This is a genomic window from Arthrobacter sp. (genome assembly GCF_031988865.1).
Classification (GTDB): Bacteria; Actinomycetota; Actinomycetes; order Actinomycetales; family Micrococcaceae; genus Arthrobacter_B.
In genome coordinates this window covers 1-19,670 of record NZ_DALZXY010000035.1, presented here as the reverse complement: position 1 = coordinate 19,670, position 19,670 = coordinate 1, and the positions used below count along the sequence as shown (strand labels likewise).

At 65.0% G+C, this 19,670-nt stretch carries 17 protein-coding genes; 9 read left to right on the top strand and 8 right to left on the bottom strand.

Going from position 1 to position 19,670, the window contains the following annotated elements; genetic code table 11:
• Window positions 1-2: 2 nt before the first annotated feature.
• Window positions 3-1,634 carry a DHA2 family efflux MFS transporter permease subunit gene (locus RTN46_RS08410; protein WP_312180533.1) on the top strand — a complete coding sequence of 544 codons (1,632 nt, stop codon included), beginning with the start codon at window positions 3-5 and terminating at the stop codon, window positions 1,632-1,634.
• Here the strand turns inward: RTN46_RS08410 and RTN46_RS08405 are convergent.
• Window positions 1,631-3,019, bottom strand: a complete 1,389-nt coding sequence (locus RTN46_RS08405) for an FAD-dependent oxidoreductase (RefSeq protein WP_312180532.1) — start codon at window positions 3,017-3,019, stop codon at window positions 1,631-1,633. The genes RTN46_RS08410 and RTN46_RS08405 overlap by 4 nt on opposite strands.
• Before the next feature lie 122 nt (window positions 3,020-3,141).
• Here RTN46_RS08405 and RTN46_RS08400 point away from each other — a divergent pair, with 122 nt between their 5' ends.
• Window positions 3,142-3,540 carry a VOC family protein gene (locus tag RTN46_RS08400; RefSeq protein ID WP_312180529.1) on the top strand — a complete coding sequence of 133 codons (399 nt, stop codon included), beginning with the start codon at window positions 3,142-3,144 and terminating at the stop codon, window positions 3,538-3,540.
• A 135-nt stretch (window positions 3,541-3,675) separates the two neighbouring features.
• Here RTN46_RS08400 and nrdF read toward each other — a convergent pair whose 3' ends face one another.
• From nrdF to nrdH, 4 genes are all read right to left on the bottom strand, one after another.
• On the bottom strand, window positions 3,676-4,650 hold the full coding sequence (gene nrdF, locus RTN46_RS08395; protein WP_312180527.1) for a class 1b ribonucleoside-diphosphate reductase subunit beta: 975 nt from the start codon (window positions 4,648-4,650) through the stop codon (window positions 3,676-3,678).
• A gap of 536 nt (window positions 4,651-5,186) precedes the next feature.
• A complete protein-coding gene (gene nrdE / locus RTN46_RS08390; RefSeq protein WP_312180560.1) occupies window positions 5,187-7,325 on the bottom strand; it encodes a class 1b ribonucleoside-diphosphate reductase subunit alpha in 2,139 nt (712 codons plus the stop codon).
• On the bottom strand, window positions 7,322-7,843 hold the full coding sequence (gene nrdI / locus RTN46_RS08385) for a class Ib ribonucleoside-diphosphate reductase assembly flavoprotein NrdI (RefSeq protein ID WP_396157514.1): 522 nt from the start codon (window positions 7,841-7,843) through the stop codon (window positions 7,322-7,324). Before nrdI ends, nrdE begins: the two co-directional genes overlap by 4 nt.
• 118 nt (window positions 7,844-7,961) lie before the next feature.
• On the bottom strand, window positions 7,962-8,207 hold the full coding sequence (nrdH, locus tag RTN46_RS08380; protein ID WP_312180525.1) for a glutaredoxin-like protein NrdH: 246 nt from the start codon (window positions 8,205-8,207) through the stop codon (window positions 7,962-7,964).
• 351 nt (window positions 8,208-8,558) lie between these two features.
• Between nrdH and RTN46_RS08375 the strand changes: the two genes are divergently transcribed.
• Both RTN46_RS08375 and RTN46_RS08370 read left to right on the top strand, forming a co-directional pair.
• The gene (locus tag RTN46_RS08375; RefSeq protein WP_312180523.1) at window positions 8,559-9,497 is read left to right on the top strand and encodes a LysR family transcriptional regulator; all 939 of its coding nucleotides are present in this window, start codon (window positions 8,559-8,561) and stop codon (window positions 9,495-9,497) included.
• A 179-nt stretch (window positions 9,498-9,676) separates the two neighbouring features.
• A complete protein-coding gene (locus RTN46_RS08370) occupies window positions 9,677-10,771 on the top strand; it encodes an aromatic acid exporter family protein (protein ID WP_312180522.1) in 1,095 nt (364 codons plus the stop codon).
• 31 nt (window positions 10,772-10,802) lie between these two features.
• On the opposite strand, the gene RTN46_RS08365 is transcribed toward RTN46_RS08370, so the two are convergent.
• Window positions 10,803-11,894 (bottom strand): phosphatase domain-containing protein, encoded by a 1,092-nt coding sequence (locus RTN46_RS08365; RefSeq protein WP_312180521.1) that lies wholly within the window; start codon window positions 11,892-11,894, stop codon window positions 10,803-10,805.
• A 29-nt stretch (window positions 11,895-11,923) separates the two neighbouring features.
• Entirely contained in the window at window positions 11,924-13,015 is a 1,092-nt protein-coding gene (locus RTN46_RS08360; RefSeq protein ID WP_312180520.1) for an acyl-CoA desaturase, read from the bottom strand.
• A 293-nt stretch (window positions 13,016-13,308) separates the two neighbouring features.
• Here RTN46_RS08360 and RTN46_RS08355 point away from each other — a divergent pair, with 293 nt between their 5' ends.
• From RTN46_RS08355 to RTN46_RS08335, 5 genes are read left to right on the top strand one after another with little or no spacing between them, the layout of a single operon-like run.
• Window positions 13,309-14,376: a patatin-like phospholipase family protein gene (locus RTN46_RS08355; RefSeq protein WP_312180518.1), complete on the top strand. Its 1,068-nt coding sequence runs from the start codon at window positions 13,309-13,311 to the stop codon at window positions 14,374-14,376.
• Between the two features lie 33 nt (window positions 14,377-14,409).
• Window positions 14,410-15,195: a MerR family transcriptional regulator gene (locus RTN46_RS08350; protein WP_312180516.1), complete on the top strand. Its 786-nt coding sequence runs from the start codon at window positions 14,410-14,412 to the stop codon at window positions 15,193-15,195.
• A gap of 55 nt (window positions 15,196-15,250) precedes the next feature.
• Window positions 15,251-16,552 carry an amino acid deaminase/aldolase gene (locus tag RTN46_RS08345; RefSeq protein ID WP_312180514.1) on the top strand — a complete coding sequence of 434 codons (1,302 nt, stop codon included), beginning with the start codon at window positions 15,251-15,253 and terminating at the stop codon, window positions 16,550-16,552.
• A complete protein-coding gene (locus RTN46_RS08340) occupies window positions 16,549-17,889 on the top strand; it encodes a D-arabinono-1,4-lactone oxidase (protein ID WP_312180512.1) in 1,341 nt (446 codons plus the stop codon). The genes RTN46_RS08345 and RTN46_RS08340 overlap by 4 nt, the downstream gene beginning before the upstream one ends.
• Before the next feature lie 58 nt (window positions 17,890-17,947).
• Window positions 17,948-18,634 (top strand): lysoplasmalogenase, encoded by a 687-nt coding sequence (locus tag RTN46_RS08335; protein WP_312180510.1) that lies wholly within the window; start codon window positions 17,948-17,950, stop codon window positions 18,632-18,634.
• Here the strand turns inward: RTN46_RS08335 and RTN46_RS08330 are convergent.
• Complete coding sequence (locus tag RTN46_RS08330; RefSeq protein WP_312180508.1) at window positions 18,631-19,536, bottom strand: NUDIX hydrolase; 906 nt, start codon at window positions 19,534-19,536, stop codon at window positions 18,631-18,633. The genes RTN46_RS08335 and RTN46_RS08330 overlap by 4 nt on opposite strands.
• Between the last annotated feature and the right edge of the window lie 134 nt (window positions 19,537-19,670).

Here is a 19,670-nt window from a genome sequence, read left to right as displayed (position 1 = left end):
CGATGAGACCCGGCACCGAACCCTCCGCACCAAGCAGAAGGGACTGGCTCGGCCTGGCCGTCCTGTCCCTCGGCCTCGGCCTGATCGTGCTCGACGGCACCATCGTCGGCGTCGCGCTGCCCGCCATCATAGAAGACCTGCACCTCGATCTCACCGACGCGCAATGGGTGAACAGCCTCTACGCCGTCCTGCTCGCCGCGCTGCTCCTCTCCACCGGGAACCTCGCGGACCGGTGGGGACGCAAACGGCTCTTCCTCGTCGGCCTGATCGTGTTCGCCGGCGGTAGCCTCCTTGCCGCTGCCGCCTCCACGGCGGCCGTGCTGATCGGAGCGCGTGCGGTGCAGGCGGTCGGGGCAGCGTTCATCATGCCGTCCACGCTCTCCACCGTCAACGCCGTGTTCCGCGGGAAGTATCGGGCCGCAGCGTTTGGCGTGTGGGGTGCCGTGATCTCCGGCGCCGCAGCCGTCGGTCCGCTCGCCGGCGGCGCACTCACCCAATGGACGTCGTGGCACTGGATCTTCCTTGTTAACCTCCCGCTCGGCGCGCTCGTGTTCGTCGCCGCCATCTTCACTGTCCCCGAGACCCGCGGCGAGAAGAAACGACCCGGCGTCGATGTCGACGGAGCGCTGCTCAGCGCCATCGGCTTCGGTGCGCTCGTTTTCGCGGTCATCGAAGGCCCCGACCTCGGCTGGTGGACCCCGAAGAATGACCTGACGGTGTTTGGCTGGGTGTGGCCTAAGGATGCCACGATCTCGGTTGTGCCCGTCGCTTTCCTGATCGCCGCGATCGCGCTCGTCCTGTTCGTGATTTGGGAACGCCACCGCGAAAAGGTGCAGCGCGCCGCCCTCCTCGACCTCAGCCTCTTCTCCTTCGTGACCTTCTCCTGGGGGAACCTCACCGCCGCGATGGTCGCCGTCGGAGAGTTCTCGATCATCTTCGTCCTCCCGCTCTATCTCATTAACGCCCTCGGCCTCGACGTCATGGGGGCGGGCCTCGTGCTGGCGGCGATGGCCATCGGCGCGTTCCTGTCCGGCGCCGCTGCCCGGCACCTCGCGGCGAAGTTCGGCTCACCGGGCACCGTGCTCATCGGACTGGGCCTTGAGGTCGCAGGCGTCCTCGCCCTGGCGCTGCTCCTCCGACCTGCGACACCCGGCTGGCTCGTCGCGATCCCGCTGACCTTATACGGCCTCGGTCTCGGCCTCGCATCCGCGCAGCTCACCGGCACCGTGCTCCGGGACATTCCTGTGGGAGTCTCGGGTCAGGGGTCGGCCACCCAGAGCACCGTCCGGCAGATCGGCTCCGCGCTCGGCACGGCGTTCGCCGGAGCCGCGCTCTCGATCTCACTCGCGCTCACCCTCCCAGCAGCTCTCGGCGACGCAGGCCTCACCGGCACGGCCGCGGACAGGCTCGCAGACGCCACGCGGCAGTCCGCCGGGACCACGATCACCCAACTGCGGGCCCAGGGAAGCCAGAGCCCTCTCGGGGATCAGACCACTAAGGCCGTCGACGCCTTGACGGGCGGCTTCACCGACGCGACACGCTGGGCGCTCCTGATCGCGACGGTGTTCCTCGTACTCGGATTTATCGGCGCCCTACGGCTCCGAAAAGCGGCGCGCATCCCTGCGAGGGACTAACCCGCCGGCGGCTCTTCGTCCTGCGGGATGGGCTGGTCCAAGTAGGGCATCTGCTTTCCAAGGATGCGTTCAGCGGCACGGTGCCCCGAGCACAACGCAGCGTTGACTGTGGCGGGGTCCGCCTCCCAGGTGGCTTCGCCAGCCAGATGCAGTACCCCGTCGATGGGCGTTGCGATGCGGCTGTGGTCCTCCCCGGTGCACCCCCGCATCATGTACGCGTACGCCCCGCCGGCCCAGACATCACCCTGCCAGTCGGTGATCCTGGCGTGCACCGGATCGAGCGTCCGGGAACCGTAAATCTCCCGCAGGGATGCCATGACCGAGTCCACCACTCGTTCATCGGACCATCCCCGGATCTCCTGGGCGCATTCCCCTGCCGCGAAAGTCAGCAGCGTCGGCTCACCGTGAAGTTCCGTGAGGTCGTACCAGGAATGCCACCACTTCGCGGCGTCGCCCTGGCGGCGGACCGCATACACGCCGTCGTCCCAGAAGCGCTCGGGAAAGCGCAGGATGATCTTCTCGAAGGCGTTCATCCGGAAACGGGAGATCGCGTCGGAGACCACCTCAGGCAGCGGCGGATCAAAGGTAATGAGCCCGGTTTGGAGGACACCGATCGGGACCGTTACCACTGCCCGCGCCGCCGTAAATACGCCCTCATTCGTCTTCACAACGACGCCGGATTCCACCCCAGCGGCTCCGGCCCGTACGACCCGGGTCACCTCGTGTTCAAGCCGCACATCGATCCCGGCTGCGAGGTTCAACGCCAGCTGATCGTAGCCCTGCGGGAAAACCACCTCGTCGCCAAGGATGACTTCCTCCTCCAGCCCATGTGCGTCCAGCAGGCGGGAGTCGGCACCGTACTGTTCCTCACTGCGGTGGTCGAGGTACTCCACGATGCGCGCCGCGTGTTCCGCGTCCCAGCCTTCAGCTGCCGTCACCTCCCCGACGGCGATGCGCGCCGCGTCAGCATAGCTGGCACCCGGATCAAGGGCCTCGATCACCTTGACCAGCCGCACGTCCACGCGTTCGGCGTCGGCTATGAACCGCTCTGCAGCACCGTCGGACAGGCGTGTTCCATCCGGACCGAAGTAGGCAATGGGCCGCCCGCCGGCCTGGTAGCTGCCGACGGTGAACTCAACATCGGGCATACCGAAGGAACGCGTCAACTGATGCAGCGGGCCGCCGTCGATCCCGTGAATCCAGGAAGCACCTAGGTCAGTGACCCGCCCGTCGACGCGCTCGGTGTGCAGGCGGCCTCCGATACGGCCGCGTGCCTCCAGCACCACGACCCTCTGCCCCGCGCCGGCTAGCACCCGGGCGGCGCTGAGGCCTGACACACCTGCCCCCACAACAATGGTGTCGAACTGCTCCGTACGAATGTCCACGTTCAACCCGCTTTTCAGATGATGGGAGGCCTTCTCGATCCTCACCCTACTGGGACGTCTGATTTTCTCTAGATCGACGCCCGGAGCTGGCAGCCAAGGATGCCACGCGCTAGCGTGGCGGAATGCCGCTGAGCGACTTCCCTCTACGAGCATCCGTTGCCGTGTCCGACATAGACCGTGCGGTTGCCTTCTATGAAGGCAAACTCGGTCTCCCCGTCTTGCGTTCAGGACCGAGCGGCCGGATTGCCAACGGCAGCCGGGTCTACCTATCCGGTGGCGATGCAGCGCTGAATGTCTATCAATCGACAACCGCAGGTACCTCGCGGGCGACGCTCGCCACGTGGTACGTCGAGGATCTGGAACAGATCGTCGAACAACTCACCGGGGCCGGCGTCGAGTTCTGCCGGTACGAAGGGTTAGTCCACGACCGTCTGGGCATCACCGCCAGGGCCGGCGGTGGCAGGATCGCGTGGTTCCAGGACCCGGATGGCAACACCTTCGCAGTGGAATGCGATGACTAGAGGGCTATAGGGACCAGCAGGCTTCACCGATGCGGGAGGTTTTACTTCCAACGAGACGAAAGGCCCGGACCCGCGGAATCTCGCGGGTCCGGGCCTTTGGCCAGATTTCTTAGCGGGGACTTCGGAAAGCGACGCTTAGAAGTCCCAGTCGTCGTCTTCCGTGTTCACGGCCTTACCGATCACGTAGGAAGAGCCGGAGCCGGAGAAGAAGTCGTGGTTCTCGTCCGCGTTCGGAGACAGAGCCGACAGGATTGCCGGGTTCACGTCCGTCAGCGTGGACGGGAACATGGCTTCGTAGCCCAGGTTCATCAGCGCCTTGTTGGCGTTGTAGTGCAGGAACTTCTTGACGTCCTCAGCCAGCCCGACGCCGTCGTACAGGTCATGCGTGTACTGGACTTCGTTCTCGTACAGCTCGTACAGCAGCTCGTACGTGTAGTCCTTCAGCTCCGCACGGCGCTCCTCGGAGACACCCTCCAGATTGCGCTGGAACTTGTAGCCGATGTAGTAGCCGTGGACGGCCTCGTCACGGATGATCAGGCGGATCAGGTCAGCCGTGTTTGTCAGCTTGGCCCGGGAAGACCAGTACATCGGCAGGTAGAAGCCGGAGTAGAAGAGGAAGGACTCCAGCAGGGTGGAGGCCACCTTGCGCTTCAGGGGATCGTCACCGCGGTAGTAGTCGGTGATGATCTGCGCCTTCTTCTGCAGGTTCTCGTTCTCCGTGGACCAACGGAACGCCTCGTCGATCTCCTTGGTGGAAGCCAACGTGGAGAAGATCGAGGAGTAGCTCTTGGCGTGGACCGATTCCATGAACGCGATGTTCGTGTAAACAGCTTCCTCGTGCGGGGTAAGCGCATCCGGAATCAGCGAGACGGCACCAACGGTGGCCTGCATGGTGTCCAGCAGGGTGAGCCCCGTGAACACACGCATGGTCAGCTGCTGCTCTTCCGGAGTCAGCGTGTTCCACGACTGGACGTCGTTGGACAGCGGCACCTTCTCCGGCAGCCAGAAGTTGTTGACCAGACGGTTCCAGACTTCTACGTCCTTGTCGTCCTGGATACGGTTCCAGTTGATCGCCTGCACGTGGTCGATCAGCTTAAGCTTCTCGGTCATTAACTCTTCCCTCTGCCTCATGAACGCGACGCCGGAGTACCTCCGACGGCCAGCCATTCATTCTAGTTGCTTCCTTGTAGAAGTCGCTCCCACGGACTGGTTTCAGCCGTCTACTACGCAACGGCTGGAAGGAGACATTTGACTGCCTCCCTCCAGCGTCCGCGAAGTAGTTACTTCGATTCCTTCACGGTCGTCGCGGGATGCGACTTCCCATACTTCTCAGTCACATAACGACCAGTCTTGGCACTGCGGAATGAACCTTTTGCCATCGTTCCTCCCTTCATCTGTTGATCTAACAGGCGCATGAAGTTCGTCACCTAACGGGACGAACAGTTATCCGGATAGTTCTGCGGATTGTGCGGCGAATAGCCATGACAACCCCTCCTTTCGGAGTCCTGCCCGGCTGGAGGTCCTTCGACAGAAGGACGACAGCTCCTGTAAGCTCAACAGACCAAGTGATTGGATCTGCCTCGGTTACGCCGGGACTTATGAGGAGTCAGGCTCTGCAAAGCCTGGCTCCTCAAGCTTTTAAGCGCCTACAGCATGCAGGAGACGCAGCCCTCAACTTCGGTGCCTTCCAGAGCAAGCTGGCGCAGGCGGATGTAGTAAATGGTCTTGATGCCCTTGCGCCAGGCGTAAATCTGCGCCTTGTTGATGTCACGCGTGGTGGCGGTGTCCTTGAAGAACAGCGTCAGGGACAGGCCCTGGTCCACGTGCTGCGTGGCAGCGGCGTAGGTATCGATGATCTTCTCGTAGCCGATTTCGTACGCATCCTGGTAGTACTCCAGGTTGTCGTTCGTCAGGTACGGAGCCGGGTAGTACACGCGGCCCAGCTTGCCTTCCTTGCGGATCTCGATCTTCGACGCCACCGGGTGGATGGAGGAAGTGGAGTTGTTGATGTAAGAGATCGAACCGGTCGGCGGAACGGCCTGCAGGTTCTGGTTGTAGATACCGTGCGCCATAACGGACTCGCGCAGGGCGGCCCAGTCCTCCTGGGTCGGAATCTGCACGTTCTCGAACAGCTCGCGGACACGCTCGGTCTGCGGAACCCATTCCTGGTTCACGTACTTGTCGAAGAACTCACCCGAGGCGTACTTGGACTTCTCGAAGCCGGCGAACGTACGGCCGGTTTCCATGGCCAGCAGGTTCGAGGCCCGCACGGCGTGGTAAACCACCGTGTAGAAGTAGATGTTCGTGAAGTCGATGCCCTCTTCGGATCCGTAGTGGACCCGCTCACGCGCCAAGTAGCCGTGCAGGTTCATCTGGCCCAGGCCAATCGCGTGCGACTGGTCGTTGCCCCGGGCGATGGACGGAACCGAACCGATGTGGCTCATGTCCGACACCGCGGTCAGGGTCCGGATCGCGGTCTCGATGGTCCGGCCGAAGTCCGGCGAGTCCATGGTCTTCGCGATGTTCAGCGAACCCAGGTTGCAGGAGATGTCCTTGCCGGTCTCATCGTAGGAGAGATCGTCGTGGTACGTGGTGGGCTGGGAAACCTGGAGGATTTCCGAGCACAGGTTGGACATGATGATCTTGCCGTCAATCGGGTTTTCCCGGTTCACGGTGTCCTCGAACATGATGTACGGGTAGCCGGATTCGAACTGGATCTCGGCGAGGGTCTGGAAGAACTCGCGCGCCTTGATCTTGGTCTTCTTGATCCGGGAATCGTCCACCATCTCGTAGTACTTCTCGGTGACCGAGACGTCGGAGAACGGCATGCCGTAGACCTTCTCGACGTCGTACGGCGAGAACAGGTACATGTCCTCGTCGCGCTTGGCCAGTTCGAAGGTGATGTCCGGAATAACGACGCCGAGCGAGAGGGTCTTGATCCGGATCTTTTCGTCCGCGTTTTCCCGCTTGGTGTCCAGGAACCGGTTGATGTCCGGGTGGTGGGCGTGCAGGTACACGGCACCGGCACCCTGGCGGGCACCGAGCTGGTTCGCGTAGGAGAAGGAATCTTCGAGCAGCTTCATCACGGGGATGACGCCCGAGGACTGGTTTTCGATCTGCTTGATCGGCGCGCCGACCTCACGGATGTTGGTCAGTGCGAAGGCGACGCCGCCGCCGCGCTTGGAGAGCTGCAGGGCGGAGTTGATCGACCGGCCGATCGACTCCATGTTGTCTTCGATGCGCAGCAGGAAGCAGGAGACCAGCTCGCCGCGCTGCTTCTTGCCCGCGTTCAGGAACGTGGGGGTGGCCGGCTGGAAGCGGCCTTCGATGATTTCATCCACGATCTGCTCGGCCAGTTGCTCGTTGCCGCGGGCCAGGTGCAGGGCAACCATGCAAACACGGTCCTCGTAGCGCTCCAGGTAACGCTTACCGTCGAAGGTCTTCAGCGTGTAGGAGGTGTAGAACTTGAATGCACCGAGGAAGGTCTCGAAGCGGAACTTCTTCTTGTACGCGCGGTTGTAGAGCTCGCGGATGAAGTTCATCGTGTACTGGTCAAGCGTCTCGCGCTCGTAGTATTCGTTCTTGACCAGGTAGTCCAGCTTCTCTTCCAGGTCATGGAAGAACACGGTGTTGTTGTTAACGTGCTCAAGGAAGTACTGGCGTGCAGCCGCACGGTCGGCGTCGAACTGGATTTCACCGTTCTTGCCGTAGAGGTTCAGCATGGCGTTGAGCTCGTGATAGCCCAGGCCCTTATAGGCTTCCGGCAGCTCCTTGGAGTCCGTCATGCCGGCTTCTGCGACTGATGTGTCCAAAACTCTTCCAATCCTTGGTTTACCGTGGCGACGTCTTCCGACGTGCCCATGAGTTCAAATCTGTAAAGCACCGGGACCTGGCACTTGACCGAAATAATGTCTGCCGCCAGGCAGTAGTTTTCCCCGAAGTTTGTGTTGCCCGCACCGATGACGCCGCGAATCAGGGACCTGTTGCCCTCGACGTTCAGGAACTTGATGACCTGCTTCGGCACCGCGCCTTTTGCTACGGCTCCGGGCTGTGCGGCCGTGCCGCCGTACGTTGGCAGCAGCAGCACGAACGGCCGTTGTGCCAGCAGCGTGGGTGCGCTGGTGTGCAGCGGGATCCGTCCCGCTTCGTGTCCGAGTTTCTCCACGAACCGTCCGGTGTAGCCTGAGGCCGAGGTGAAGAACACGAGGTCCGCGTCGGTCATCGGGTTGGGGTCGGCAGCCGGATGCAGATTGCCGGTGCCTTCAGCGGCTCCAGCTCCCAGCATCGCGATTCCCAAAGTCATTGCGTCCTGCTTCTGTGCGGCGGCTGTACGCCTGTGCCAATACTGCCCTGCTGCCGGAATCCTGCCACGGCCGGGACTGCTGCCCTGCAGTGCCGGGATACCGGCTTATCTGCCTGTCTTAGGCGACGGAAGTGATGCTGGCCTGGGCCAGTTCCTCGATCTTGTCGGGGCGGAACCCGGACCAGGAATCCTGCTCGGTGATGACCACGGGGGCCTGCATGAAGCCCAGTGCCCGGACGCGCTCAAGGGCGGCGGGATCCTGGGACATATCCACGCTCTCGTAGACAATGCCCTTCTTGTCCAGAGCGCGGTAGGTTGCGTTGCATTGAACGCACGAAGGCTTGGTGTAAACCGTGACGGTCATGGTGGTCTCCCCTAGGTGATGCCTTTGAAGTCTGTTCCTTGATACTACATCCGGCCACTACATCTAGTGCGCTGCCGAGGGGCCTACCCCAAGATGATGTATTACAAGTATGTCATTCGACACGTCACTCGTCCACAGTTTCTGCACAGGGGGGACCCTTTGATTTACGTGGTTTTCCGCTCTGCGGACACGGGTTCTCCACAGCCTGTGGAGAATGGATTCACAGCCTGTGGGGCTGCGCGAATATTTGCGTGTCGCCTGCCGTGGGCGTGTCGCCCGTAGTGCCTGCTACCACTAGATATGGTGGTCGACGGTGGTTCAAGGCACCAAGGAGCGGGAAAGGTGGGCAGCGTGGTCAATCCGATCCATCTCAAAACCCTCCTCGAAGTGATCCGCCGCGGATCATTCGCCGCCGCAGCCGTGAACCTCGGCTACACCGCTTCCGCCGTCTCCCAGCAGATGTCCGCATTGGAACGGGAAACCGGCACCACGCTCTTCGAACGCTCAGCACGTGCCGCCGTTCCCACGGAAGCCGCCGTCGTGATGTCCCGCCATGCCGCCAAGGTGCTCACCGACATGGATGCGCTGCTCGCCGCCGCGGCCCGGGCCGAAGCCGGGACGGAGCATGAACTGAGGCTGGGCATCTTCCCCAGCCTCGCCACCTTCGCCCTCCCCCGGCTCGTCGGCTCCCCCGGCTGGCGGGACCTGGGCATCAACCTCAAAATCTTTGTCGCTGAACCCGGGCAAACCATCCAGGGCCTGCGCGCCGGCGGCGAGCTCGACGTCGCACTGGTTTTCCAGGTGGGGCAGGGCGGGCTGGCCTGGCCCGCCACCGTGACCCGCCAGTGGCTGGGCGACGATAATTTCCGTGTCGTCCTGCCCGCTGAGTGGGGCATCCGGCCGGGCGCAAAGGTCACCGCCGAGCAGCTCTCCGATATGCCCTGGATCATGCACCACCCCGGCACCCCGGATGCACTGGTGATCGAGCGCCTGTTTGCCAGCTGCAGCCTGCACCCCCGGGTCGCCGCCTACTGCGACGATTTCAACGCCAGCCTGGAGATGGCCGCGGCAGGAATTGGTGCCGCACTGGTGCCGGAGCTCGCCATGCAGAACCGGCAGGGCGGCGTCGTCGTTCTGGATGTTCCCGAAATCCGCCTTGCCCGCAGCATCTTCGCCCTGCTCATCAACGACCGGCAGCTGCCGCGCACCCGGGTCTTCCTGGACCGGCTCGCCGAGATCCTGCAGGGGATCAGTATTTCCCCCGGGCTGGAGGAGCCCGGCCGCGGCTGAAGCCCTCAGCTCCGGGACGCGCAAAGCCCAATTGTGGGGCTGATGTTGCGCAAGTTGCGGGACGGCTGTGGGCCAGCTCGCAGAAGTCGCCGTAGGGCTGATGTTGCGCAAGTTGCGGGACAGCTGTGGGCCAGCTCGCAGAAGTCGCCGCCCTGTGGGACAGCAGGCATACTAACGAGATGCAACTGCGAGGTAAGCCCCTGCCCAAACCGTCCGTTGCAGCTGTCTCCAACCGGCTTACCGGCATGCTGCGCTACACCCGGCTCCAGCTCGCCATCAAGGCCGCCCTCGCCGTGGGAATCGCCTGGACCATCGCCCCGCTGGTTCCTGGGGTGGCAGCGCAGTATCCGTACTATGCGCCACTGGGCGCGCTGGTCAGTATGTACCCAACGGTTTCCGGTTCGGCACGCGCGGGGATCCAAACGCTGATCGGCCTGGCCACGGGAATGGGCCTGGCCCTGCTCGCCCTGCTGTTCGGTGGGCCAACTGTCTGGACCATCGCCCTGATCGTAGGCCTGGGCGTCCTGCTGGCGGGCATCCCCCGCCTCGGGGCCGGCCGGGACTATCTCCCCATGGCGGCCCTGTTCGTGCTCGTCCTGGGCGGAGACGACGCCGACGGCTACTCCTTCGGCTACGGAGTGCAGATGCTGGTGGGCGTGCTCGTGGGACTGACGGTGAACGCCGTGGTTTTCCCGCCCCTGCACCTGAACGGCGCGGTGGACGGCCTCGCGGCGCTGCGGCTGAACCTTGCGAAGCAGCTGCGGGAAATGGGCATGGCAGTCGGAGAAACCTGGCCACCGGAACATGAGGACTGGTCCAACCGGCGCACCGAACTCATCACCTTCAGCCGCGAAGTCCGCGAAGCGGTACAGCTGGCCGACTCCAGCCGGCACGGCAACCTGCGGCGGCGGCGCCACCAGCGGGACTTGAATGCCGACTTCCGGGCCCTGCGCGCGATGGAGCGAGTCACCCTTTATGTAGAGGACATGACGGAGGTTCTGGCCACTGCCATCTGGAAGACGCCGGAGGATACGCCCGTACCCGGGTCGGTTGCGGACGCGTTGGAACGGGCCATGCTCGCCAGTGCCGAGGCGGTCGAGACCTGGGACGCCGACACGGAGGAGTATCAGGAGGCGGTGGAAGCGGTCCAGGAGCTGGTGCGGCAGATGAACAGCTCGGCCTCACCGGACTCGCCCATCGACGCCACAGCGTCCCTCGCCATGAGCCTGCGGAGGATCATGCGCACTGTCCGCACCGAGGAAGACCAGCCCTAACAGCCAGCCGGTTCGAGCGCTGACCGCACAGCTATCCGGCGTCGGGCAGCAGACCCATTTCGGAAAGCTGCCGCGACATCCCTGCGCCGTCCGAAGCGTAAATCCACGGAATATCCTCGGGCAGGGACCCCCGGCCGGCGGACCGGCCACCGGCAAGGACAGCTTCGCTGGGGGAAAGCTGCCGGATAGCCACGGCCCGGACGTTCTTTGGATGGCTGCGGCAGAACTCGGAGTAGATGGCTTCGTCATGCTGGCCGTTGTCCCCGATCAGCAGCCAGCTGATCTCAGGGAACTCGGTGGCGAGCCGCTCCAGCTGCGTCCGTTTGTGCTCCGGACCGCTGCGGAACCAGCGGTCCCTGGTAGGGCCCCAATCGGTGAGCAGCAGGGGCCCGGCCGGATACAGATTGCGGGTAATGAACCGGGTGAGGGCAGGGGCAACATTCCAGGCGCCGGTGGAAAGGTAGAACACCGGGCCGCCGTCATTCTCGCGGGCCAGCCGGTCCATCATCACTGCCATGCCCGGCGTGGGCGTACGGGCATGCTCATCCAGCACGAAAGTGTTCCAGGCGGCCAGCATCGGCCGCGGCAGTGCCGTCACCATGATGGTGTCGTCAATGTCTGAAATAACCCCTGTACGGGCCTCGGGATCAACAATGAGCACCGGTGAAACCGCAGCAGCTGCGTCCGGTTCTCCCTCCGGCCGGAGGGTCACTGTCGTCCAGCCCGGTGCCAGGGACGCGGGCAGCACGACGTCGATCACTCCCCCGCGGTCAGCGGTCACCAGGTGCTTTTCTTCACCGACTTCAATGCAAACCAAGGCATCATTCACGGGTGGGCTGACGAAGTTCCGCCAGCCGCGCACACCGTCGCGCAGCGCCTGCGCCGATTCGCCGCTGCGGGCAGAGAGCTTCCCGGGTTTGGCAAGGACCACCCGGCCAAGAACCCGCACCCAGCTGGTGGAACCATAGCCGGTGAAAGAGAGCACGGTCTGGACCCCGCCGCGTTTGCGGGCCGAGTTCATGCGGGACGCGTGCAGCCGGTCCTCCAGCCGGGCGCCAATGTGCAGCGCCTGGTCTTTGGTCCGTTTGACCGCCGGGAGGCCTGGTAGCGAAGTCGAAGACATGTTTCCAGTCTTCCAGACTCTGTCCGCCGCTATCTGTACTGGGAGCGGACCGGGCAGTCGAACGGGTCCCGTGCCGCGAGGCCCACCCGGTTCAGGTAGCGCACAACGATGCCGTAGGACTCGGTGAGAGTGGCTTCGGTGTACGGGATCTTGTGCTTCGCGCAGTGGTCCTTGACGATCTCGCTGGCCCGGGCCAGGTGCGGGCGGGGCATGCTCGGGAAGAGGTGGTGCTCCACCTGGTAGTTCAGCCCGCCCATAAAGGTGTTCATGCCGCGGCCGCGGATGTTGCGCGAGGTCAGGACCTGGCGGCTGAGGAAGTCCACCTTGGAGTCCCGCGGAATCAGCGGCATTCCCTTGTGGTTCGGTGCGAAGGACGCGCCCATGTAGACCCCAAAGACGCCCAGCTGCACGCCAAGGAAGGCGAACGCCATGCCGACGGGAAGGAAGAAGAACACGGCGGCGACATAAAGGCCGAGGCGCAGGAACACCATGGTGATTTCGGTGTAGCGGCCCTTGACCTTGTTTTTCGAGAACAGGTGCCGAATCGACGTCGCGTGCAGGTTCAGGCCCTCCAGGAGCAGCAGCGGGAAGAACAGCCAGCCCTGGCGGCGGGTTAGCCACGCCAACAGGCCCGTGCGGGTTTCCGCCTGCTCGACCTGGAAGGAAATGGTGTCCATCTCGATGTCCGGGTCCTTGCCAACCGTGTTGGGGTTCGCGTGGTGCCGGTTGTGCTTGTTCATCCACCACTGGTAGCTGATGCCGACGACGGCGTTGGCCAGGAAGCGGCCGGCGCGGTCATTCGCGGGTCCCGACTCAAACACCTGGCGGTGGGAAGCCTCGTGCGCAATAAACGCGAGCTGTGTGAACAGGATGCCCAGTGCGGCGGCAATCAGAAGCTGGAACCAGCTCTCGCCGATGAGGAAAAAGCCCGTAGCGGCGGCCACAAGGCCAGCACACAAGAAGGCGAAAGTCGTGATGTAGAAGGCCCGGCGCCGCTTGAGCAGTCCCTCATCCCGGATAATTTTCAGCAGTGCCGAGTAGCTGCTGGTGACCGGGTTTTCCCGGTTCCGGGGAGTGCGGGCCGTATTTCCGGCCGATCGGGGTTGTGCGGCAATACTCATAAGCGCCTCTGGGGGTCTATTCGACTTCCCAGCCGTGAAGTAGAGCATTTGCTCTGCAGATGTGACCAGCGTAACCCGCTTTGCTGGCAAATGCCTGTGCAGCCCTTCCGCGGCGCTCCGGCTGGCCGTCCAGGAAGCGTCTCCGGCCAGCCCGGCCTACCCGGCGTCCGTGTACGGCAGGACCACCGATGATGCCGGATGCCCGGCCTTTCCCGCATGCCCCGTTGACCCCTTCCGGGCCCGGGCGGAGCATTGCAGGCAGAACCAGAGCGCAAGAGCCCCCAGGAGCAGCAGTGATCCGAGTCCTATCCATTGACGGCGGCGGAATCCGCGGCATCATTCCGGCGACCTGGCTCATGAAGCTCGAAGAGCTGACCGGCCGGCACACCAGCGACTTGTTCGACATTATGGTTGGGACCTCCACAGGCGGCGTGATCGTCCTCGGACTCGCGTGCCCGGGCGGCGGGAGCGGCGGGGCGGCGGCCCCGCACAGTGCCGCTGCCCTGCGCAGCCTCTACGTCGACCATGGCCGCGAGATCTTTTCCGGCGCTCCGAATGCCGGCGCTCCAGAAACCGGCGCTCCAGCTGCAGGTGGGCCGGCCGCGGGTGAGCCAGAAACCAGCGCTCCAGCTACACGTGAGCCGGCCGCGGATGAGCCTGGAAGAGGGGAAAATGCCCGCTACTCATCCGAGCCGCTGCGCCGTTACCTGGACCAGTACTTCGGCGGGCGGCGCCTGTCAGAGGCGCTGAAGCCAACCGCCGTCGTTACCGTGGACCTGGCTCATCTGGCGGGCCTGCTGTTCAGCGGCGGCGGCCTGTTCCAGAAGCCGCTCGGAGATGCGCCGATGGCCCTCGCTGCCCTCGCGACGTCGGCAGCCCCCACCTATTTCGAGCCGGTTCGCTACACGGGAGAAGACGGCGTGGACCGTCTGCTGGCCGACGGAGGAATCGCAGCCAACGATCCAGCGTTTGTGGGCCTTGCCATGGCGCTGGTGCAGCAGCGGCGGACCGGGGACAGCGAGGGGATCCTCCTCGTCTCGCTTGGCACAGGCCTCCAATCCGGCGGTGCTTCGCTGGAGCCAAGCGCGGTTGCCCAGCTCACGCACAGGGGGCAGCCTGGTGCTCTCGAACCGGTTATGGAAGCCCTCTACGGTGCCTCCGGCGGCCTGGCCCGGAATCTGGTCTCCGCCGCCTTGGGCACCCGCTACGTGCGTGTGCAGGCCGAACTGCTGCCCGGCGTCGACCATGCCCTGGATAACGCAAGTGAAGAGAACATCAGCGGCTTGCTCGCCACGGCGGAAGCATTGGTCTCCGCCGACGCGGTGCGCATGCAGGACGTGGCGGCAAAATTGATGGGTTGACGTTGACGCAGCGTCAACCCGTAGCGTGGAAGCATGAGCCAGCAACCAGGACCCGGACGCCGCGAATGGTCAGTCCAGGAGGTCGCGCGGCTCGCCGGGACCACCAGCCGGACGCTGCGGCACTATGACGCCATTGGGTTGCTGCCGCCGTCCCGGATTGGCAGCAACGGCTACCGGTACTACGACCAGCAGGCCCTCGTCCGCCTACAGCGCATTCTGCTGCTGCGCGGGCTGGGGCTCGGGCTGGACGGGATTTCCGATGTCCTGGAGCGGCAGGTTGACACAACTGCGGCGCTGCGGACGCATCTGGGCTGGCTCAGGAAGGACAAGGACCGGCTGGGCCGGCAGATCGCTTCGGTTCAGCGGACCATTACAGCTTTGGAAGAAGGGAAAGACATCATGGCCGAAAAAGCATTCGACGGTTTTGACCACACGGAGTACAAGGAGGAAGTAGAGCAAAAGTGGGGCAAGGAGGCATATGCCCGCTCGGACGAGTGGTGGCGGAACATGGACGACGGCGAACGCGCCCAGTGGCGGACCGAGACCGAAGCGCTGGGGAAGGCTTGGGCCGAAGCGGCCTCGCTGGGCTCGGATCCCACCGGCCCTGCCGCGCAGGGACTCGCGGTCCGTCACATTGACTGGCTGAGGAGCGTGCCCGGCGCACCCACTGAACCGGACACCCTGGCCGGCTACGTCCAGGGCCTGGCCGACATGTACGTGGCTGATCCCCGCTTCGCCGCCAACTACGGCGGAGCTGACGGAGCCGCCTTTGTGCGCAAGGCACTGCTGGCCTACGTGGAAGCCGGACTGAAGAGTTAAAATTTCCGGGCACGGCGTTCGGGCAGGGCGGCCTCCGCATCGCTAGTATCCATGCATGAGACTGACTGACCCGGCGCCCGGGCCCGAGGATCGTATTGCTCCCGCGAGCGGATCCCGATGCCCAGCCCTCGACCTGGGTGTGCCCGCTGCGTCGGAGCCCTGGCGGGATCCTGATGCGTACTGGCCGGCACTGAGCGCCGCTGTCGCCGGGCTTGACGCGCCCGTAGCCGTGTTGGGCCTTGAGGCCCTGCGGCACAACGCCCAGGACCTCCTCCGGCGGGCCGGCGGAATCCCGCTGCGCGTAGCCAGCAAGTCCATCCGGGTCCGGGCCGTTTTGGACGCCCTGCTTGCGCTGCCGGGTTTCAGCGGCATTTTCGCCTTCACCCTGCCAGAGGCCCTGTGGCTGGCTGAAAGCTGCGCCGACGTCGTCGTGGGCTATCCCTCCGCGGACCGGAATGCCTTGGAACTCCTGCTCGCTGATGAGCGGCTGGCTTCCCGGATCACGCTGATGGTCGACGACGAGTCGCAGCTGGACCTGATCGATTCCGTGCTGCCCCCTGGCCGGCGGCCCGTGGTGCGGGTCTGCCTGGATGGCGATGCCTCCTGGCAGGCACCGGTGCTTGGTTTTATCGGTACCCGCCGCTCTCCCCTGCATACACCGGAACAGGCGCAGGCACTGGCCCGCCGCATCGTCTCGCGGCCGGGGTTCTCCCTGGTGGGTCTGATGATGTACGAGGGGCAGGTCGCCGGGGTTGGTGACGCAGTTCCCGGCGCCCTCCCCAAGAACGCGCTGATGCGCTGGATCCAGCGCCGGTCCATGGCTGAACTGGCCGAACGCCGCGGGGCCATTGCCCGCGGGCTGCGGCAGCTGGCGGATCTGGAGTTCGTCAACGGCGGCGGCACGGGATCGGTTGAGGCAACCGGACGGGACAGCTCGGTCACGGAGATCACCGTGGGTTCCGGATTATTCGCCGGGCACCTGTTCGATACCTACCGCGCCTTCTCCCCCGCACCCGCGGCCGCCGTCGCGCTGGATGTGGTGCGCCGGCCCAACCCGGACACCGCCACCGTGCTGGGCGGGGGCTGGATCGCCTCCGGTCCCCCGGCTGCCAGCCGGGTACCTCAAGTTGCCTGGCCGCCGGGGCTGAAGCTGCTGCCGCGTGAGGGGGCCGGGGAGGTGCAGACGCCGCTCACCGGGACCGCTGCAGCGCGCCTGAGCGTCGGAGACCGGGTCTGGCTGCGGCATGCCAAGAGCGGCGAACTCTCCGAACGGGTCAACGAATTCCAGGTGGTACAGGACGGTGCCGTGGTAGCCGTGCTGCCCACGTACCGTGGTGAGGGAAAGGCATTCCTGTGAACGGCCGAAACGGAAGATCGCGCATAATCGCCCCTGCTGGACGCACCGAATGGCAGAACTGGGGCCGTACGGTCCGGATAAGGCCGGAACGCATCGAGGCTCCCGGCTCCATTCCAGAGCTGCAGCGGGCGGTGGCCTCAGCGGCAGCCAGCGGGCAGCGGGTCAAGGCCGTTGGAGCCGGCCACAGTTTCACCGGCATAGCCGAAGCGCCCGGGCTCCTGCTGGAGTTGGGCCGGTTGCAGGGGCTGCTTGGTGTGGATGCCGAGCGCGGTCAGGTACGGCTGCTGGCCGGAACCCGCCTGCACCAGATCCCGGAACTGCTCGCACCTCACGGCCTGGCGATGCCGAACCTCGGCGATATTGACCGGCAGTCCATCGCCGGTGCCATCTCGACTGGCACCCACGGCACCGGTGCCGCGTTCGGGGGCCTGTCCACCCAGGTGGTGGGGCTGACCCTGGTACAGCCCGACGGCGGCCTGCTCACTCTGGACGCCGGCGATCCCCTGCTGCCGGCGGTGGCTCTAAGCCTGGGCGCCCTGGGCGTCATAGCGGAGGTAACCCTGCAGTGCGTCCCGGCTTTCGTGCTCCGTGCCGAAGAACGCTCGGAACCACTGGCGGATGTCCTCGAAGCGCTGACGGAGCGGGTCAAGGGCACCGACCACTTTGAGTTCTACTGGTTCCCGCATACCGACCGGGCAGCCACCAAGGCCAATACCCGGCTGCCGGGCACCGCACCGCGCAAACCCCTGCCCGCGCTGGGCCGCTGGGTGGATGAATCCCTGCTCTCCAACACGGTCTTCCGGGCAACCTGCGCGGCAGGCACCCTTGCCCCGGCCACTGTTCCCCCTGTCAACCGGATTGCGGCCCGGCTCCTCGGCGGACGGGAGTACGCCGATTTCTCACCCCACGTGTTTACCCAGCGCCGCACGGTGCGCTTCCGCGAGATGGAATACGCGTTACCCGCGGACCTGCTGCCGTCCGCGTTCGAGGCCCTGCAGCAGCTGATCCAGGAGAGCCGCTGGCGAATTTCCTTCCCCGTCGAAGTGCGCTGGGCCGCCGGTGACGACCGCTGGCTTTCCACCGCCCACGGAAGGGATACCGCCTACATAGCGGTTCACCGGTACTACCGCGAAGATCCTGCCGAGTACTTCGACGCAGTCGAGGAAGTGATGCTGGCCCACGGAGGACGGCCGCACTGGGGCAAGATGCACAGCCTCGACGCCGCCGCCCTGGAGCAGCGTTATCCCCGCTTCGGCGACTTCCAAGCAGTGCGGGACAGGCTCGACCCCGAACGGGTTTTTGCAAATCCTTACCTTGACCGGGTGCTGGGGAAGTGACAACCGGTGCGTGCCGCAGCCGCCTCCGATGGCCTGAAACCACTCCCAAGGAGGGTCCATGGCATTAGCCTCCGCCCCGGACCAGACGGTGTCCCTGTCCCGTAACTGGTGGTGGGGATTTGTCCCCTTCGCGGCGCTGTCCGTTGTCCACGTGGGCGCCCGGCTGGTCGAGGCCGATGCCGTGGCCGGCCCCACCAAGCTTGTGCTGATGCCGCTCCTGGCCGCGGCAGCGGTCTGGGCCCTGCGCGGTCAACGGTGGAAAACACCCGCCGTCCTGCTGCTTGCCGCCCTCTTCTTTTCCTGGATCGGCGATGGTGCCGGCGCTTTCCTGCCGTTCCTGCCCGAATTGCCCGTGATGCTCGCTGCCTTCGGCGTAGCCCATCTGTTCTACATCAGCCTTCTGTGGAAATACGCCGCCCGCGGCCCGTTCCCCCGCTGGGCGCTGGCCTTTCCGCTGTGGTGGCTCCTGATGCTGGTGGTTCTCCTGCCCACCCTGGGCACCCTGACCGTCGCCGTGGCACTCTACGGGATTGTCCTGGGCGGAACGGCGGCGACGGCGGCCCGCTGCACGCCCATAATCGCCGTCGGCGGTGTCCTGTTCCTGGCATCGGACACAGTCCTGGCCCTGCGCATCTTTACCCCGGAGGCGATGCCCGGTTGGACCAGCGCGCTCGTGATGCTGCTCTACTGTGCCGGTCAGGGGCTGATCGTGGCCGGGTTCCTGCGGATGGAACGCCGGGTTTAATAACCGAGCAGTTCCCGCATCCTGCCGGCCCCGAGGACGGAGGCTCCCGCAGTCCGGCTGCGCTCTGCAAGTTCGCGGTCGCTGGTCGCAACCGTTACGGTGCGTCCTGCGGTCACCAGCTGCTGGGTGAGGGCCACGATCGCATCGTCCCCGGATCCTTCCGCACGTTCAACCTGTACCGGTGCGGCCGGGTCCGGCGCGGAACGTGCCTGCCCTTCCAGCACGACGGCGAGCTCCGGATACCAGGTATCTTCCGGAAGCCCGAGCACCGAGGCGGGCATCCCGCTGGCCTGCAGGTCCCCCGCAGCGGCCAGCAGCCGCGCTGCGGCTGAGGCGCGGTCCTTCCACCAGCCGTCCGGGACGGAACCGATGACGTTGGCGGCATCGATGACAACGGTGGGTCGGATCTCCAGCAGGGGCCTAAGCCGCCCCCAGGATTCCGCGAACCCTGGATGCAGCGGCAGGCGCCCGACGTCGTCGGGCGCCACCCAGGCAAGTTCATGGCTTTCTGGATCGCTGATGACGGGTTCGAACGGCACAGTGACATCACCGATGATCGTGGCGTATGACCAGATGCCGAGGTCCAGGACGCTCATCAGGCGGGGCCGGATGGACGTGTCCGGGACGCCGGCTTCCTCCGCCGACTCCCGCAGGGCCGCGGCCAGGGCCGCTTCGTGCTCGTGGCGTGCACCGCCGGGCAGCGCCCAGGTGTCGCCGAAGTGGCTCCAGGTGACGCGGTGCTGAAGCAGGATCCCCCGCTCCGGGTCGTAGGCGAGCAGGCCGGCGGCCCCAAAGCGCCCCCAGTACCGCTCACCGGTATCAGCAACGACCCAGGCGTCCCCGGGATCCCGGGGCCCATGGGGCCGGCGAGGCTCTCCGGGGGCAGGTTGTTCAATACTCACGCGACCACCCTTTCACATCCGCCGGCCCTCAGGTGGGATGACAAAAAAACCTGCCCCGCAGATGCGGGACAGGTTTTGAATTGGTGGAGCTGAGGGGACTCGAACCCCTGACCCCCTGCATGCCATGCAGGTGC